This is a genomic window from Alcaligenes sp. SJTW-7 (genome assembly GCF_047716895.1).
Lineage (GTDB): Bacteria > Pseudomonadota > Gammaproteobacteria > Burkholderiales > Burkholderiaceae_B > Alcaligenes > Alcaligenes ammonioxydans.
This window is the reverse complement of sequence record NZ_CP136682.1, coordinates 1,270,168-1,286,762: the sequence shown is the minus strand read 5'-3', so window position 1 is coordinate 1,286,762 and position 16,595 is coordinate 1,270,168. Positions and strand designations below refer to the sequence as shown.

At 57.6% G+C, this 16,595-nt stretch carries 17 protein-coding genes; 6 read left to right on the top strand and 11 right to left on the bottom strand.

The window, feature by feature from the left end; genetic code table 11:
* Nucleotides 1–16 precede the first annotated feature (16 nt).
* From motB to flhD, 4 genes are all read right to left on the bottom strand, one after another.
* Complete coding sequence (gene motB, locus RSQ48_RS05680; RefSeq protein ID WP_003804712.1) at nt 17–955, bottom strand: flagellar motor protein MotB; 939 nt, start codon at nt 953–955, stop codon at nt 17–19.
* Between the two features lie 12 nt (nt 956–967).
* Nucleotides 968–1,843 carry a flagellar motor stator protein MotA gene (motA, locus tag RSQ48_RS05675; RefSeq protein ID WP_003804713.1) on the bottom strand — a complete coding sequence of 292 codons (876 nt, stop codon included), beginning with the start codon at nt 1,841–1,843 and terminating at the stop codon, nt 968–970.
* 191 nt (nt 1,844–2,034) lie between these two features.
* Nucleotides 2,035–2,685 carry a flagellar transcriptional regulator FlhC gene (gene flhC / locus RSQ48_RS05670; RefSeq protein WP_415302213.1) on the bottom strand — a complete coding sequence of 217 codons (651 nt, stop codon included), beginning with the start codon at nt 2,683–2,685 and terminating at the stop codon, nt 2,035–2,037.
* A gap of 30 nt (nt 2,686–2,715) precedes the next feature.
* A complete protein-coding gene (flhD, locus tag RSQ48_RS05665) occupies nt 2,716–3,042 on the bottom strand; it encodes a flagellar transcriptional regulator FlhD (protein ID WP_003804716.1) in 327 nt (108 codons plus the stop codon).
* A 437-nt stretch (nt 3,043–3,479) separates the two neighbouring features.
* Here flhD and RSQ48_RS05660 point away from each other — a divergent pair, with 437 nt between their 5' ends.
* A complete protein-coding gene (locus RSQ48_RS05660; RefSeq protein ID WP_003804718.1) occupies nt 3,480–3,977 on the top strand; it encodes a C40 family peptidase in 498 nt (165 codons plus the stop codon).
* Between the two features lie 99 nt (nt 3,978–4,076).
* On the opposite strand, the gene RSQ48_RS05655 is transcribed toward RSQ48_RS05660, so the two are convergent.
* A complete protein-coding gene (locus RSQ48_RS05655; RefSeq protein WP_039943995.1) occupies nt 4,077–5,675 on the bottom strand; it encodes a glycerol-3-phosphate dehydrogenase/oxidase in 1,599 nt (532 codons plus the stop codon).
* A gap of 186 nt (nt 5,676–5,861) precedes the next feature.
* On the opposite strand from RSQ48_RS05655, the gene glpK reads away from it, so the two are divergent.
* Nucleotides 5,862–7,355 carry a glycerol kinase GlpK gene (gene glpK / locus RSQ48_RS05650; RefSeq protein ID WP_415302212.1) on the top strand — a complete coding sequence of 498 codons (1,494 nt, stop codon included), beginning with the start codon at nt 5,862–5,864 and terminating at the stop codon, nt 7,353–7,355.
* Between the two features lie 27 nt (nt 7,356–7,382).
* Nucleotides 7,383–7,835 (top strand): TM2 domain-containing protein, encoded by a 453-nt coding sequence (locus tag RSQ48_RS05645; protein ID WP_003804721.1) that lies wholly within the window; start codon nt 7,383–7,385, stop codon nt 7,833–7,835.
* 50 nt (nt 7,836–7,885) lie between these two features.
* On the opposite strand, the gene RSQ48_RS05640 is transcribed toward RSQ48_RS05645, so the two are convergent.
* Together RSQ48_RS05640 and RSQ48_RS05635 are read right to left on the bottom strand one after the other, a co-directional pair.
* A complete protein-coding gene (locus RSQ48_RS05640) occupies nt 7,886–9,586 on the bottom strand; it encodes a SulP family inorganic anion transporter (protein ID WP_415302211.1) in 1,701 nt (566 codons plus the stop codon).
* A 356-nt stretch (nt 9,587–9,942) separates the two neighbouring features.
* Nucleotides 9,943–12,048, bottom strand: a complete 2,106-nt coding sequence (locus tag RSQ48_RS05635; protein WP_415302352.1) for a heavy metal translocating P-type ATPase — start codon at nt 12,046–12,048, stop codon at nt 9,943–9,945.
* A gap of 288 nt (nt 12,049–12,336) precedes the next feature.
* On the opposite strand from RSQ48_RS05635, the gene cadR reads away from it, so the two are divergent.
* Complete coding sequence (gene cadR, locus RSQ48_RS05630; RefSeq protein WP_003804724.1) at nt 12,337–12,768, top strand: Cd(II)/Pb(II)-responsive transcriptional regulator; 432 nt, start codon at nt 12,337–12,339, stop codon at nt 12,766–12,768.
* Between the two features lie 31 nt (nt 12,769–12,799).
* Here the strand turns inward: cadR and RSQ48_RS05625 are convergent, their stop codons facing one another.
* The 3 genes from RSQ48_RS05625 to RSQ48_RS05615 are packed head-to-tail and all read right to left on the bottom strand — an operon-like array spanning nt 12,800 to nt 13,964.
* Complete coding sequence (locus RSQ48_RS05625) at nt 12,800–13,210, bottom strand: DUF6691 family protein (protein ID WP_003804725.1); 411 nt, start codon at nt 13,208–13,210, stop codon at nt 12,800–12,802.
* Nucleotides 13,211–13,219: 9 nt separating this feature from the next.
* A complete protein-coding gene (locus tag RSQ48_RS05620; protein WP_059317953.1) occupies nt 13,220–13,648 on the bottom strand; it encodes a YeeE/YedE family protein in 429 nt (142 codons plus the stop codon).
* A complete protein-coding gene (locus tag RSQ48_RS05615; protein ID WP_003804727.1) occupies nt 13,638–13,964 on the bottom strand; it encodes an ArsR/SmtB family transcription factor in 327 nt (108 codons plus the stop codon). Before RSQ48_RS05615 ends, RSQ48_RS05620 begins: the two co-directional genes overlap by 11 nt.
* A 74-nt stretch (nt 13,965–14,038) precedes the next feature.
* On the opposite strand from RSQ48_RS05615, the gene RSQ48_RS05610 reads away from it, so the two are divergent.
* Together RSQ48_RS05610 and RSQ48_RS05605 are read left to right on the top strand one after the other, a co-directional pair.
* Complete coding sequence (locus RSQ48_RS05610) at nt 14,039–14,905, top strand: MBL fold metallo-hydrolase (RefSeq protein WP_003804728.1); 867 nt, start codon at nt 14,039–14,041, stop codon at nt 14,903–14,905.
* A gap of 117 nt (nt 14,906–15,022) precedes the next feature.
* On the top strand, nt 15,023–15,403 hold the full coding sequence (locus tag RSQ48_RS05605) for a SirB2 family protein (protein WP_003804729.1): 381 nt from the start codon (nt 15,023–15,025) through the stop codon (nt 15,401–15,403).
* A gap of 76 nt (nt 15,404–15,479) precedes the next feature.
* Here RSQ48_RS05605 and RSQ48_RS05600 read toward each other — a convergent pair whose 3' ends face one another.
* Nucleotides 15,480–16,535 carry a YeiH family protein gene (locus RSQ48_RS05600; RefSeq protein ID WP_003804730.1) on the bottom strand — a complete coding sequence of 352 codons (1,056 nt, stop codon included), beginning with the start codon at nt 16,533–16,535 and terminating at the stop codon, nt 15,480–15,482.
* Between the last annotated feature and the right edge of the window lie 60 nt (nt 16,536–16,595).

Genomic DNA, 16,595 nt, shown 5'->3' with positions numbered 1-16,595 from the left:
GGCCTGAAAACAGGTCCTAAGGCACTACCGGCAAAGCAGAAGGCATGGCAGGCAAACCGGGAATATGAATACTGATTGGCCCGTCGGTCTCCTGCATGGCTTCGCGCAAATCAAACTCTTGCGAACCACTTGCCGCCTGCTCGTCCATGCGTCGTTCCGCCCGGCTATTGAGCACGAGCAGGCTGATACGCCGATTTACGGCTGCGGCGGGGTTATCTTTAACCAGGCTGACAGTATCGGCCAAACCCAGCACCTGCTTGACCTTGGCCTCGGCCAGACCGCCGGCCACCAGCTCCTGGCGAGCCGCATTGGCCCGATCAGCGGACAGTTCCCAGTTGCTGTAGAGGCGCTCGCCACTGGCGTAAGGCAGCGAATCGGTATGACCGGAAATCAGAATGCGGTTGGGCATTTCGTTGAGCGGGGCGCTAAGCGAGCGCAAAATCGCCCGCATATAGATCTGCACATGCGCACTGCCCGTGGAAAACATGGGGCGGCTTTGGCGGTCAATGATCTGAATGCGCAAACCGTCCTGAGTCATGTCCAGCAGCAATTGCGGACGAAACTCGCTCAAGACCGGATCGATGCGGATCAACTCCTCCAGAGCGGACTTCAAATCTTCCAGACGCTCGACATCCTGACGGTCGTCTGCCGCCTGGCTGGAGTTGACTCCAGAATGGGGGTTGGGAACCAGACTGGGCTGACCGCCTGGAATCACACTGCGTGAATAGTCGGCCTGATAACCGCCGGAGATCGCATCCATCAAGGGCATGCGAAAATAATCGGCGATTTCCTTCAAGTCCTGCTTGGGAACCAGCGAAAGAATCCACATCACCAGGAAAAAGGCCATCATCGCCGTCATGAAGTCGGCATAGGCAATTTTCCAGCTGCCGCCATGGTGTTCGGCATGGGCCATCTTCTTGCGACGGATGACCACGCGATCCTTGTGATTGCTCATGAACGCATCCGCTTAGGCTTTGCGACCGCCACCCGAACGGGCCTGACGGACATGCTCTTCCAGTTCCTGGAACGAAGGGCGATCGGAGGAAAACAGCACCTTGCGACCAAACTCCACCGCCAACTGGGGAGGGTAGCCGTTCAGGTTGGCCAGCAAGGTCACCTTGATGCATTCAAGCACCTTGACCGAATCCGAAGTGCGGCGTTCGATGGTCGCGGCCAAAGGAGCCACAAAACCATAAGCGAGCAAAATACCCAGAAACGTCCCGACCATGGCCTTGGAGATCAGATCGGCCAACACAGCAGGCGGCTGATCCACCGATGCCAGGGCTTTCACCACGCCAAGCACTGCCGCCACAATCCCGAAGGCGGGCAAGGCATCGGAGACCTCTCGCAAGGCGCGCGCGGGCACATTGCGCTCGTGCTGGTGGGTTTCAATATCCTGATCCATCAGGGTTTCGATCTCAAACGAGCTCATATTGCCGCTGATCATCAAACGCAAGTAATCGGACACAAAGTTCATCAAGGCCGGATCTTTCACCACATTGGGGTAATCGGCGAAGATGGGACTTTGTTCAGGGTTTTCGATATCGGCCTCGATGGACATCATGCCATCGCGACGAGCCTTGTTCAGCAGTACGGACAGCATGCCCATCAACTGCATGTACAACTGCTTGTTGTAGGGGCTGCTGCGAAAGGCAATCGGCAAGGCTTTGGCCAGCAGCTTGATGGACTTGCCACTGTTGGACGCAAAATAGGCCCCCAGGGCCGCGCCACCAATCAGCAGTAATTCAAAAGGCTGGTAGAGCGCACCCAAATGCCCGCCCAGCCCTACAAAGCTCCCGAAAACGGAGACGAAAACAATGATATATCCAAGGATAATAAGCACGGATACGCCTTCTTCAAATACACGCTGCTAATGATGGCGGCAAGCAACCGGGCTAAAACGACACGTTAACGGCCTTTTTCCAGCCTAGATCAACGCTTCCGGTTGCCTTGACACATTCAGATTGGTATCAGATCCACATCAAAAACCAGCATCCATCCGGCTTTGCTGCATACTGACGACAAAAGCTATTGCTAAACGGGCACGTCTGCCTGAACGGCGACGTGCCCCGAGACCCCGGCTTGCGGCTCTCTGGTCGAGTTGGATTTTCGACTTTTGCCGGCAGGCGATTTCGCTGTGCTGCGCGCCTTGCTGGCACGCGTCTTGCCAGCTCGCGGAGGCGGGCGACAAATAGCGCAAATAAAGCCGGCTTCGGGATCGTGCGCATGGGCCACAAACCCCCCCTTGCAGCGCTCGCATTGGGACAACTGCAACAGGCCACTATCAAAAAAGCGCAACAGCATCCAGGCGCGGGTGAAGCTCAGCACCGGTTCTTCATCTGGCCCCACATCCAGACGACCTGCCGAAGACTGCTCCAGATACAGGCGATACGCCTCGACCAGCGCACGGCTTTTGTCGCAAGGCGTATGCAAGGCCATGAACTGGTAAATGCTGTAGAACAGACTGGAATGAATATTGGGCAGCCAGGTCATGAACCAGTCAACCGAAAAAGGCAGCATGCCTTTAGGCGGCGAGCAGCCTTTGACTTCGCGGTACAAACGGGCCAGCCGGTCGTAACTTAACGATGTTTCTGCTTGCAGAACCTGCAAGCGCGCCCCCAGCTCAATCATGTCGGAAGCAAGCCCAATTTCCTGGGCCTCTTTGGCGACGCTTTTTATAGCCATAGTTCTTGATGTAATAAGTTCGGGACTGGCTCAGCCAGCCTGTTCTGCCGTCGCCCGCTGGGACAGGAGAATGGTGGAGTGAGCCTGCTGCAATACCCCTCCCAGCACATTCTGCGTCAACGTGGTGAGCAGGTCGTAGTCGTTGAAGCGAAAGCCGCAAATCAACGAGCTGGAGCTGGCCAGTTTGACCAGTTGGGCCGGTGACAGACGCAACAAAGTCTCTGCCACATCGGTGTCGAAGCCCAAACGGAACATACCTGCCGAAAAATTCTCCCGCAGCAGACGCTGCGCGAGTAACAAGTACGACAAATTGACTTCCTGAATATCATTCAGCAGCGAATTTTCCGATACGGGCATGTCAGCCATCCTTGTAAATCTGTTAATCAGCTAGTTTCTTGTAACAAAACACATTTAAAACATATAAAGTTACATAAATATGTATCATGCCTGGCAATCTATTGCGTGAATATATTTTTTACATTATCGACGCTTCTGACACACACTGTCTATAAATGCTCTTAAAACATAGAAAACGTCGTATATATGCAATAAATGCATCAAGGCACAGCAGAATATTATCAGATGCTCACTTAATGTTGTAGATATAAACTAGATGTAACATGACAAAAATCAAAACGCTTGTATCAAAAATATGTTTTGTTGCAGATATTGGTCATTAATTAATGCATATTTCGACGATCCCTCTCAGGCTTGGCCTAAAAAGCGACGAAATATCGGATAATCTGCGAGTAGCCCCCCTGCCCGCTGCGCCCTCATCCGTTTTGTAACAGCCCATGGTTCCTGCTGCTTTTACGCAACGTCTGTTCGCCTTATGCCTGAGTTTGGTGCTGGCGGCATGCGCCCATAGCCCCTCGTCCCGTCTCCCTACGGGGCAATCCATCAGCCTGGATAATCAGCGTCGCTCGGCCGTCGTCCTGTCGGCGCTGACCCTGCTGGAGACGCCCTACCGTTACGGAGGCCGTGAACCCTCAACCGGTTTTGATTGCAGCGGACTGGTGCACTATGTCTTTAGCCAGGAATCGAGCTCCCCCATTCCGCGCCGCACCCGCGATCAGGCCAGCGTTGCCCGTCGCGTCAGCCGGGCACAACTGCGCCCCGGTGATCTTGTGTTTTTCAACACGCTGGGCACACCCAACTCACATGTAGGCATTTATATCGGCAAGCAACAGTTCATCAACGCCCCCTCCAGTGGAGGGCGGGTACGGATTGATTCGCTTGATAATCCCTATTTCGCCAAACGCTTTGAAACCGCCCGCACCTTTTTTGATTGATGCCCCGGCAAGCCGGCATAAAAAAGAGCCTTGGTCAGCAAGGCTCTTTTTTCATTGACGTTCTCTCAGGCAAGGGCCTGTCAGCAGCAGAACAGGCGCTTATGACGTGGGCACCGTGGCGTATTGCTCGGCCAACTGCAAAAAGGCATCCAATTCCGGCGAACGCCCTGTTTCTTCCAGCATAATCGCCGCCACCGCCGGGGCGATTGACTGCGCCAGACGTGCGTCCAGAAACAAAAGACGCGAACGACGGGCCAGCACATCCTCAACCGTCCGGGCATATTCAAAGCGACAGGCAAAGCGCACCATGGCGACGCTCAAACCAGGAGCCAGCTCCTGATCGGCTCCCGGCAGCGTCTGCACCCAATCGGCCTCGCTGCCATAGGCATCCAAGCCGGGCGTACGGCCCAAAACGCGCCGATCCCCCACATAGGAAGCGCCCACCAGACGCTGGTCCTGCGTTCGACAGGCCGGCAAGGGCCCCAGCAGGCCGGACTGCTGACAGCGTTCCAGCACGTCTTCAGCCATGGCCCGGTAGGTTGTCCACTTCCCCCCCGTCACTGTCAACAGGCCATTGGCGCTCACCGTAATACTATGTTCGCGGCTGATGGACTGCGTCTGTCCCGCGGCCGACTCAGCAGCCGGACGCACCAAGGGTCGTAGCCCCACCCAGATACTGCGGACATCCTGTACGGTGGGCGCTTTTTGCAGATAGTTCGCGGATTCCTTCAAAATAAAATCCACTTCCTGAGCCAAAGGACGCGGCTCCAACGGGATATCGTCTCTAGGCGTATCGGTTGTGCCCAGAATCAGTTTGCCCAGCCAGGGCACAGCAAACAAGACCCGCCCATCCTGGGTGCGTGGCACAAGCAATGCATGCTCACCCGGCAAGAATTCCTGGTCGACGACCAGGTGTACGCCCTGACTAGGTGAGACCATGGGCCGCAGTTCGCGCCCAGCTTCCTGCGCATCCAGCTGCCGAATCTGGTCGACCCACACTCCAGTGGCATTGACGACACAAGAGCTCTGGATCTCATAAACCTGACCGCTTTCCTTGTCCTGGCAACGCACGCCAGAGACCTTGCCCTCCCGGTGCATCACCTCCACCACCGGGCAATAATTAATCAGCAAAGCCCCCTTTAAGGCTGCCGTACGAGCCAGCGCCAAGGCCAGACGGGCATCGTCAAACTGACCATCCCAATATTTGACACCCCCTTTCAAGCCACTTTGCCGGGCTCCGGGCAAAAGCTGCCGGATTTTGGATGCACTCAGAAACTGGGTATGCCCCAATCCCTCGCGTCCCGCCAAACCGTCGTATGCCATCAAACCCACCCCATAGAATGGGGTTTCCCAGCACTTGTAGCTGGGCATGACAAAAGGCAGGCGCTGTGCCAGATGCGGCGCATTGCTCAGCAAATGCATGCGTTCGCGCAAGGCCTCCCGCACCAGACTGACATTGCCCTGGGCCAGATAACGCACCCCACCGTGTACCAGCTTGGTGGCCCGCGAAGACGTGCCCTTGGCAAAATCCCAGGCTTCCAGCACCACCACACTCAAACCGCGCAGGGCGGCATCCAGGGCCACGCCCAGTCCTGTCGCGCCACCCCCTATCACGACCATATCCACCTGCGTGGTGCGCGCCAGGGCACCCAGCATCTGGGCTCTATCGGTCAATAAGGGGGAACTTAATGTAGTCATAAATAAAAGTTGGACCTGAAATTAGCAGACACCCGAAAAAACACTGACTGGCTCGGGATTTACCCTGATTTTAGCCCCTGATCTTTTACCGTCCAGTGAAACTTGTCCGCCTCCTGTGCTCACCCCCCCGAGTAGCACACAGAGCCAGTACACTGTGGACTGCTCCGCTTTTACCGCCTCATTCGCATGACATTCCTACTTGCTCTCGATCAGGGAACCTCCAGCTCGCGCAGCCTTGTTGTAGCGGCAGATGGCCGCATTCTGGCCAAGGCGCAGCAGGAAACTCAACAATACTATCCGCGCACAGACTGGGTGGAACACGACCCCCAGGAAATTCTGGACACTCAGTTTCGGACCGCCCGACAAGCAATCGAGCAGGCAGGTCTACGCCCCCAGGACATTCACGCTATCGGCATTACCAATCAGCGTGAAACCACCGTGCTATGGGACCGGCAAACCGGACAAGCCCTGCACAAGGCCATTGTCTGGCAAGACAGGCGCGCCGAGGACTTCTGCGCCCAGTTGCGCGAGCAAGGGCACGAAGCCCGCATTACCGGAAAAACTGGCCTGCCGATTGATGCCTATTTTTCCGCTTCCAAACTGCGCTGGCTGCTGGACACCTTGCCCGGCACCCGAGAACGGGCACAGCGTGGCGAACTGGCCTTTGGAACCATCGACAGCTGGCTGATCTGGCACTTGAGCGGCGGCAAGGTGCATGCCACCGATGTCAGCAACGCCTCACGCACGCTGCTCTACAACATTCATCGTCATCAGTGGGATCAGGAGCTGCTGGAGCTGTTCAACATTCCTGCCAGCGTCCTGCCCCAGGTCCAGCGCTCCGCCTCGGAGTTTGCCCGGTGCAGCCCGGATGTCCTGGGCAGCCCCATTCCTATCTGCGGTGTGGCGGGCGACCAACAAAGCGCCCTGTTCGGCCAGGCCTGCACCACACCAGGCATGGCGAAGAACACCTATGGAACAGGCTGCTTTTTGTTGATGCACTGTGGCTCGCAAGTGCCCCATTCCCAAAACGGGCTGATCGCCACCAGCGCGGCCCAGTATGAAGACGCACCCGCCTATGCGCTGGAAGGCAGCGTGTTCATCGGCGGCGCGGTTGTCCAGTGGCTACGCGACGGTCTGGGTGCTCTGGAGCACAGCGCTCAGGTGGAAGCGCTGGCGCGCAGCGTTCCCGATGCCCAGGGTGTGCGACTGGTGCCTGCCTTTACCGGCCTGGGAGCGCCTTATTGGGATGCACAGGCGCGTGGGACCATAACCGGGTTGACACGAGCCTCGACCATGGCACACATTGCACGCGCGGCCCTGGACAGCATCGCCTATCAAAGCGCTGCGGTATTGCAGGCCATGAATCGTGACGTCCAAGCCAATGGCGGCCCGGCCCTGCACGAGCTGCGCGTAGATGGCGGCGCGTGCGCGAATAATCTTCTGATGCAATTTCAGGCAGACTTGTTAGGCCTGCCCGTCGTGCGCCCCGTTACTATTGAAACCACGGCCTTGGGCGCCGCTTACCTGGCGGGCCTGGGCAGCGGGCTGTACGCTGGTCCAGCCGATATCGCATCGCTGTGGCAGTGTGACCGGATCTTTGAACCGACCATGTCGCGCGATGAAGCGCAAAACCTGATGCTCAGTTGGGAGCACGCCGTGCGTCAGGCCCGCACTTATTGAACCTGCTGTTTTTTTGACGGAAACACCATGCTGCAAAAAATCATTCTGGGCATTGCCATCTTTTTGATCGTCATGCTGGGCCTGACTTTTGGCGAAGCCATTCTCCGCTACCTCGCGTCCTACCTGGGGTTTCTGTTTCATGACTTCGTCGACCTGATGCGTGAAGTCCAGCAATACCTGACAGTCCACTGGGGCAAGGCATTGATCGCCCTTCTGATCACCATCCCGCTGGTCATCTGGATCTCAACCAGCAAGAAAGACGAGCTGACCAAACCCAACAGCCATCGCAAGATTGCCATTGTTCTGGCAATTTTCCTGGGCTGGCTGGGCGTACACCGTTTTTACCTGGGTCAGATCGGCATGGGCCTACTGTTCCTGGTTTTATTTGCCATCTGGTCCCCGCTGGCCTACTTTCTGGCCTTGATCGACGCCCTGCGCTATGCCTTTATGGGTGACGATGAGTTCAAACTGCTCCGTTAAGCCTTCTGTCATTGCCAACAGCCAGCGGTGACCGAGCCCCCTCTCCAGGCCTACGGGGCCGCTTGCACGTCCGAGCTTGCCGCCCCGTTGTCCTGACCGGACCGATGGTCCAGTGTCGCGCTGACACTGTCCCAGGCCGTCTGCAAACTATCGAAAACACGCTGGGCATGGATTTGTTTGAACAAGCCCATGCGAATCAGCTTGCGAGTCACTTTCTCATTAGCCTCGCACAAGGCGACCATGACATTGCGCTGCTCCAGCTCTGTCAGAGCAGACTCCAGGGCCTGCATGGCAGTGGCGTCCACAAAAGGCACATAATTCAGGCGCACGACCACCGCTCGAATTGGGTCTGGCACGGACAGCAGTGCGCGATTGACTGCTTCAACACTGGCAAAAAAGTAAGGACCTTCCAGGGTCAGCACCGAGATATCCTGACGCAGCTCCTGGCTAAAAGACACATCCAGTGCCCGCTGCAAACGACGGCCTTCCAGCGCCCGTACCTGCACCCCGTCAGAGGTGCGTTTGAGCACGTACAACATGGCCAGGATCACCCCGATATTGACGGCCACCACCAGATCCGCGAACACGGTCAGGGCAAATGTCACCCACAAAATGAACAGGTCAGCCCGGGGCATGCGCCGCTGCAAACGCAGCAGCAACTTGGCCTGACTCATATTCCAGGCCACCATGAACAAAATGGCAGCCAGTACCGTCAAAGGAATATATGCGGCCAAAGGCGCCAAGAGCAGCAGGACCAGCACCAGAGAAATCGCATGCACCACACCAGCAATGGGACTGTTACCGCCATTGCGAATATTGGTGGCGGTACGGGCTATCGCCCCCGTGGCGGCAATCCCGCCAAACAAGGGTGAGAGCACGTTGGCAATCCCCTGGCCGACCAGCTCCTGATTGGAGTCGTGGCGTGAGCCTGTCATCGAATCGGCCACCACTGCGGACAGGAGAGACTCGATCGCCCCCAACATGGCGATAGCAAAAGCTGGCCCGATCAACTCCACCACACGGGTCAGCGTAATCTGCGGCCATTGGAAAGCGGGCAAGCCACTGGGCAAGGCGCCAAAGCTGGAACCGATGGTCGCTACAGACTCAAACCGAAGCACGGCCTGCAGCAGGGTGATGAAGACCAAAGCCACCAAGGGCCCAGGCAAGCGCGCCAGGGACGGAATCTTGGGCACAACGATCAAAATAGCCAGGGACAACATCCCCAGCAGCGTGGTTGCCCAGTCCAGAGACGGCAGATTATGCAGCAGGAACCAGAGTTTTTCGTGAAAGTGCTGGCCTTGAACGGCGGGCAGACCGAAGAAATCCCGCCACTGCCCTACCCAGATAATCACGCCTATACCGGCCGTAAACCCCACAATGACCGGATCGGGGATGAAGCGGATCACCGCCCCCAGGCGCAACAGGCCCAGCAGCAGCAAAATCACCCCGGCCATCAAGGTGGCAATCTGCAGCCCGGCCACGCCATGCTGCGCCACCACGCCGGACAAGATCACAATAAAAGCGCCCGTAGGCCCTGCAATCTGAACCCGACTCCCGCCAAATAATGAAACCGCCAGACCTGCAACAATGGCGGTATACAAACCCTGCTCCGGCTTGACCCCGGAGGCAATGGCAAAGGCCATGGCCAGCGGCAAGGCCACCACGCCCACCACCAAACCGGCCAGCACATTATTCAGCCAATATTTTCGCCCTAGAAATCCGGCTCGACCCGCCTCCAGCAGTGCAATCATCGCGCGTCCTTATCATGCCCAGCCTGCTCGACACAGATGAGAAACAAGCGGGGCCTACACTCAAATGGAGTCTTAATGATACTACCGCGCACGCCGCAACCTTCACGTTAGTGATGGCCTTATTTGATGACGCTTAAAAGAAACCCCATGCTGCGCCCGCGGCTTGCGCTCCAGCTCGCGACCTGCAGGCCGTTCAAACTGGCCTGGCACACAGCAGTCTGTGATGCATTACTGGGGGTTAGAGCTCATCCCCAAGGAGCCCATTTTGACCGAGAGGGGGAGCCGAGTTGGGGGGCAGCCCGGCAATAAAAAAACTCCACCTCAATCAGGTGGAGTTTTTTTAGCAAACAAGAGGGTTACGCGTTCCGGGCACGCAGCAGACGCAAACTGTTCAATACCACCAGCAGGCTGGCCCCCACGTCGGCAAACACAGCCATCCACATGGTGGCCTGACCGGTCAGAGCCATCACCAGGAACACAGCCTTGATGCCCAAGGCCAGGCTGATGTTCTGCCACAGCACAAGGTGTAAAGCCCGGGACTGACGCATCAACACGGCAATCTTGCCCAGATCATCGTCCATCAAAGCCACATCGGCCGTCTCGATCGCAATGTCCGAACCCAAAGCACCCATGGCGATACCCACATCCGCACGAGCCAGGGCGGGGGCATCGTTGATGCCATCGCCCACCATGGCTACCAGGCCTTTACCCAGTTTTTCCTCGATCCGATCCAACTTGTCTTGTGGCAGCAAACCACCTCGAAAATCCTGAATTCCGGCTTGCTGGGCCACATGGCGCACGGCTTGCTCATGGTCACCAGAGAGCACCTCCACCTGCACACCCAGCGCCTGCAAGTCACGGATCGCCTGTGTGGTGGTGGGACGCAGCGTATCGCTCATCGCGAACCAGGCCAGCAAACCTTGCTCGTCCCCCAGATACACCATGGTGGCACCACTTTGCACGGCCTGCAGCTCGGCCGGGCTGGTCTGGGCCTGATGGGATCCCAGCACCCAACTGCGCTTGCCCAAACGCAATTGACCCGTCACACCTTGCGCCTGCACACCGTTACCCGCTATCGCCTCGAACTGATCCAGGCTTAATGAGCCCGAACTGACACGGCCTCGTGCAATCGCCTGAGAGGCCGGGTGGTCAGAACGCTCGGCCAACGCAAGCGCCATGTCCAGCACATCACCATCCGACAGGCTCTGACGCAGGCTGCCATATTCGCTCAAGGAAGGCTCGCCCAGGGTCAATGTGCCCGTCTTGTCCACAGCCAGATACCGCAACTGTCGGGCACGCTCCAGATACACGCCCCCCTTGATCAAAATACCGGCGCGTGCGGCGCTCGCCAAAGCACTGACCACCGCCACCGGGGTGGAAATCACCAGAGCGCAAGGACAGGCAATCACCAGCAAGACCAGAGCCCGATACACAGACTCCGTCCAGCTCACCCCCCCCATCAGGGGCAAGGCCAAGGCCATCACCACCGCGGCAAGCACCACCAATGGGGTGTAGACACGCGAGAATTGATCCACAAAACGCTGAATGGGCGCCTTATTGGCTTGGGCTTCCTGAACCGAGCGCGTGATACGAGCCAGCAAGGTTTCATCGTGCGCGGACTGCACCTGATACACCAGCTCGCCCATGCCATTAATCGTCCCGGCAAACACCTCGTCGCCGGGGGCCTTGTCCACGGGCGCACTCTCGCCCGTGATCGGAGCCTGATTAACCGTGCTTACACCTTGCAAGACCTTGCCATCCAGGCCGAAACGCTCCCCGGGCGCCACGCGCACCTGCCAACCCGCCTGAACCTGATTGGCCGGCATCCGTTGCCATTGGCTACCATCCGTACTGACCAGCACCTCATCGGGTACCAGCTTGAGCAAGCTGTCGACCGCACTACGAGCACGATCCAGAGAGCGGGCCTCAATCCATTCTGCCAGGCTGAACAAAGACATAACCATGGCTGCTTCCGGCCACTGTGCCAGAATCACCGCGCCGGTTACGGCAATACTCATCAAGGCATTGATATTGAGCTGACCATTGCGCAAGGCAATCCAGCCCTTTTTGTACACCTGCACGCCGCCGGACAGGATCGCCGCCCCAGCCAGAACCACAATCAGCCACTCTGGGGCCGCCAGCCAATGGCTAATCTCGGCGCCCAAGGCCAGCACCACCGCAGCGACAATGCGAACCAGTCCCTGGCGGGGCGAGGCTGCTGGCACCGGCGCCTCGTCAGCCATGCGAGGCTCAAAGCCCAAACCGCGCAATGCATTCAATACCTTGTCGCGTGCCCCTTCTGCATGCTCCACGGTCAGGACACGCTGCATCAGGTCAAAGCCCAGACTCTGTACCTGGTCCAGACGTTTCAGACCCGAACGGATCATATTCTCTTCGGCCGGGCAGTCCATATCGGCAATATGAACCACCAGCCGCGTGTCGGTGCTGGCCGCCAGCGCCACCGTAGGGCCAACAGCCGGGCTCGAGCAGCACGCTCCTTCATGGGCCTGGGAGTCTGGACGAACCTGATCATGCTCATGACTATGGTCATGACTATGATCGCCAACGGCGTGTTCATGATCGTGGCTATGCGCATGGTCGTGCTCAGCCGGACGAACATTGGCTGCGCCCTGCCCTTTGTCGAACCTTGATGTCTTGTTAGCGGATGTCATCGCAATTCCTCGCTGCTTGCATGAGCCCAGTAGAAAGCCTAAAGTAACTACAAGGTCAAGCCCCCTGGAGGCAGAGCAATGAAAATTGGTGAACTGGCAGAAAAAAGCCACTGCAACACGGAAACAATCCGCTATTACGAGAAGGTCGGACTACTGCCCGAACCTGAGCGCAGCGAAGGCAATTACCGCTTGTATCGTCCGGTTCATCTGGAGCGGCTGCGGTTTATCCGCAATTGCCGCAGCCTGGATATGACCCATGAGGAAATCCGCAGCCTGCTGGCCTTTATGGATGGTCCAGCCCAGGACTGTGCCCCCGTCAACGAGCTGCTGGATGAACACATTGAACATGTGGCGGTGCGAATTGCCGAGCTGGAGCATCTGCAACAGCAGTTGACCGAACTGCGTCACCGTTGCGGACAAGCCGGGGGCCTGGAGCACTGCGGTATTTTGCAAGGCCTGGTCAATATGGAGCCGGATCACGTTCCGGCTCCCAGCACCCACTTGGGTTAACCCGCGTGGGCCGCACATGTGAGCCCGACAATTAAGTGCGCACCCGGCCTGCCACCCCCATACCGATCAGCATCGCGACCAGAAAGACAAGCGCCAAGGGAGCGCCGGAGGCTGCCAACACCACTGCCGGCCCTGGGCAAAAGCCGGCAATCCCCCACCCTGCCCCAAAGATCAAGGAGCCCAATACCAGTGGACGATCGATCTGCCGTTGCTTGGGCAGGTTCATGGGCTGGCCCGTCACGAACGCGCAAGGACGACGACGCGCCACGCTGAAAGGAATAATGGCCACGGCAATAGCGGCTGCCATCACCAACGCCAAAGACGGGTCCCAGGCTCCCGCCAGGTCCAGAAACGCCAGAACCTTGCTGGGGTTCGCCAAGCCGGAAATCAATAAGCCCAAGCCAAAAATGAGGCCGGAAATCAACGCGATGAAGTAATGCATGGCGGCTCCTTAAAGCACGTGACGCAACACAAACACAGTCAAAAAACCGCTGGCCATGAAAGCCAGGGTCGCCACCAATGAGCGCGGTGACAGGCGTGACAAACCGCACACGCCATGCCCGCTGGTGCAACCCGAGCCCAAACGGGTGCCAAACCCCACCAGCAAGCCTGCCACCACGACCCACATCCAAGGCTGGGCTTGTACTGGGGGTACGGTCTCGCCGATCAGGCGATACAGCCAAGGGGCCGCCGCCATGCCCAGCAGCGCCATCCAACGCCAGGCCCGGTCACCAGCCTGCCCGGTCCAGGTGCCCGACAGCAGCCCGGAGATGCCGAACACACGGCCATTAAAAAGCACCAGAATGGCCGCTGCCAAACCGATCAGGGCGCCCCCGAGCAGGGCGCTCCATGGGGTAAACGAAGTCCAATCAATGGTGATCATCAGTGCCTCCCGGGGCGCAAAAAATTCCATACAACGTCTGCATGACAGCCAGTACCGCCGGATCTTCCAGGCGGTAATACACGTATTTGCCTTCTTTACGGCTGGCAATGAGATTTTCCCGCCGCAATACCGTCAATTGCTGGGATAAGGTAGGCTGTGCAATACCGCTACGCTGAGCCAGCTCCCCCACATTGCATTCCCCCTGCACCAAGGTGCAGAGAATCATCAGACGGTCGGGGTTGGCCAGGCTAGCCAGCAGACTGCTGGCACGGCCAGCCACCTGCCGCAAGGCTTCCAGTTCAGTTTGATTCATATCATTCTACAAAAACACAATATATATTATTATATAATATTTTTTAATATTTTATAAGCACCACGAGGTCTGACATGCTCCAACCCCAGGTCGCCAGCTTCTTTCATACCGATACGGCCACTTTCACCTATGTGGTTTATGCGCCCGGCCAACGTGAATGCGCCATCATCGATTCGGTGCTGGACTATGACGCGGCCTCGGGCCGCAGCCACACCGCCACCGCTCAACAGGTGCTGGACTTTGTGCAGCAGCATCAACTTCAGGTGCAATGGATTCTGGAAACCCATGCCCATGCCGACCATTTATCTGCCGCGGTCTGGCTTCAGGAGCGAACCGGAGGGAAAATTGCGATTGGTGAACATATCAAGCAAGTGCAGGCCACCTTCAGCCGTATCTTTAATATAGAGGCCGAAATTCAGGCCAACGGCACGCCGTTTGATACTTTGTTTCGCGACCAGGAGTATTTCCAGATCGGTGCCCTCCAGGTTCAGGCCCTGCATGTCCCTGGTCACACGCCCGCGGACATGGCCTATCACGTCCAGGGACTGGGTGTATTTGTGGGCGATACCTTGTTCTTGCCCGATGTCGGCACCGCCCGTTGTGACTTTCCGGGTGGCAGCGCCAGTCAGCTTTACCAATCCATTCAACGCCTGCTGGCACTGCCAGCACAGACCGTCCTGTTCATGTGTCACGACTACCCGCCAGAAGGGCGCGAACCTCAATCCCATTGCACGGTGCAAGCGCAAAAAGAAGGCAATATCCATGTGCGTGACGGCATCAGCCAAGAGCAGTTCTGCGAGCGGCGCACGGCACGGGACAAAACGCTGGGCATGCCGCGCCTGATCCTGCCCTCCATCCAGGTCAATATCCGGGCGGGGCACTTCCCCGAGCCCGAAAGCAACGGTCAGGTCTATCTGAAACTGCCTGTCAATCTGCTCTAAGTACGGCGGACTTTTGCGTCGGGGCAAGTGTGAGCCCCGACACAGAAAAACTTTTGAGGCCCAGCCTGCGTATACTGCCTTTTTCTGCACCCTGAACTTCAGAAGGAAACAACAGGCATGACATACATGGTCCTCAAACACCTGCACATGACAGCCGCCGGGCTGAGTATTTTGTTTTTCATCATCCGGGCCTATTGGTCAGTCAGTGGCTCTGCCTGTCTGCAACATCGTTTTGTACGAATCGCCCCCCATGTGATCGACACCGTTTTGCTGGTCTGTGGCCTGGCATTGGCGGGCATGCTGGGTGCCGCGGCCAATCAGCCCTGGCTCATTACCAAAATCGTGCTGCTGATCGTGTATATCGTGGTGGGCAGCTATGCCATCAAGCGTGGCAAGACGGCTTTCAGCCGGGGGGTTGCGGCACTGATCGCGATTGCGATCTTTGCCTACATCGTGGGCGTGGCCATTTACCGCAGCCCTGCTTCCTGGTTCGTCTGAGCACCAGCCGGCTGCTCACAAAAAAAACCTGGTCGTGGCAGATTAAGCCACGGCCAGGTTTTTTTCCGGTTGCTTTTTACCAGACGCCAATCCAGCGCTGAACCAGCAAACTGCTGACGGCCACCGCTATCCACACCCCCAGTCCCAGCAAGGCAGGTCGCACACCGGCTCGGGCCATCACACGCAGGTCTGAACACAGTCCAATAGCGGCCAATGCCAGCACCATCAGGAACTCAGCCATAAAACGCAGCGGTTCCAGCCATTGCACGGGCACCCAGCCCATCGAGCGCACAGCTGAAGCCACCATGAACCAGACAATGAACCAGGGGAACACCCGCATCAGATCAAAATCCCGACCGGCCTGACGCGAGCGCCATACTTCCAGCCCGGCCAGAATCAGACAGATCGGAATGATCAGAGTCGCGCGAGTAAGCTTGACGATCGTGGCATGGTCGCCTGCCTGACGGCTGTAACTGTAACCAGCTGCCACCACCGAGGAGGTATCGTTGATCGCCGTGCCAGCCCATACCCCAAAGCCCGCATCCGACATATTCATCATGTGACCGGCCAAGGGGAACACCAGCACTGCCACAATATTGAAAATAAAAATGGTCGAGATCGCCAGCGCCGTTTCATGCTCTTCAGGCTTGAGAATTGGAGTGACCGCCGCAATCGCCGAGCCGCCACAAATCGCGGTGCCCACCCCGATCAGGGTACGCAGCTTGGACGCAATCCCCAGAGCGCGGCCCAGCAGCAAAGCCGTCACAAAGGCCACTGTCAATGTCACCAAAGTCACCGCCAGAGAATCCAAACCGGTACGCATTACTTGCGGCAGGCTCAGTCCAAAGCCCAGGCCGATAATTGACCACTGCAACAACACTTTGGACGAAAAGCGCAAGCCGGGCTGAAACAGCGTCGCCACGCCCATCGTGTTACGCAACACCATACCGAGCACAATGGCAAAGACGGGGCCACCAATCAAAGGCCAAAGCTTGCCCAGGCCCATGGCGGCGACACCCACCGCCACCGCCAACAAAAAACCCCACCAACGCGACGGCTTCAGAGAGAAACCCGATGTGTCCGGCGCCTTCAAGGCGGTAGGTGCGGCGGGTAAATCGGTCACACTGCTCATCGTGTCATTCCAGATAGGGTAATAAGTAAAAGTAATTTTAGGTTGACCCCGAGTATTAAA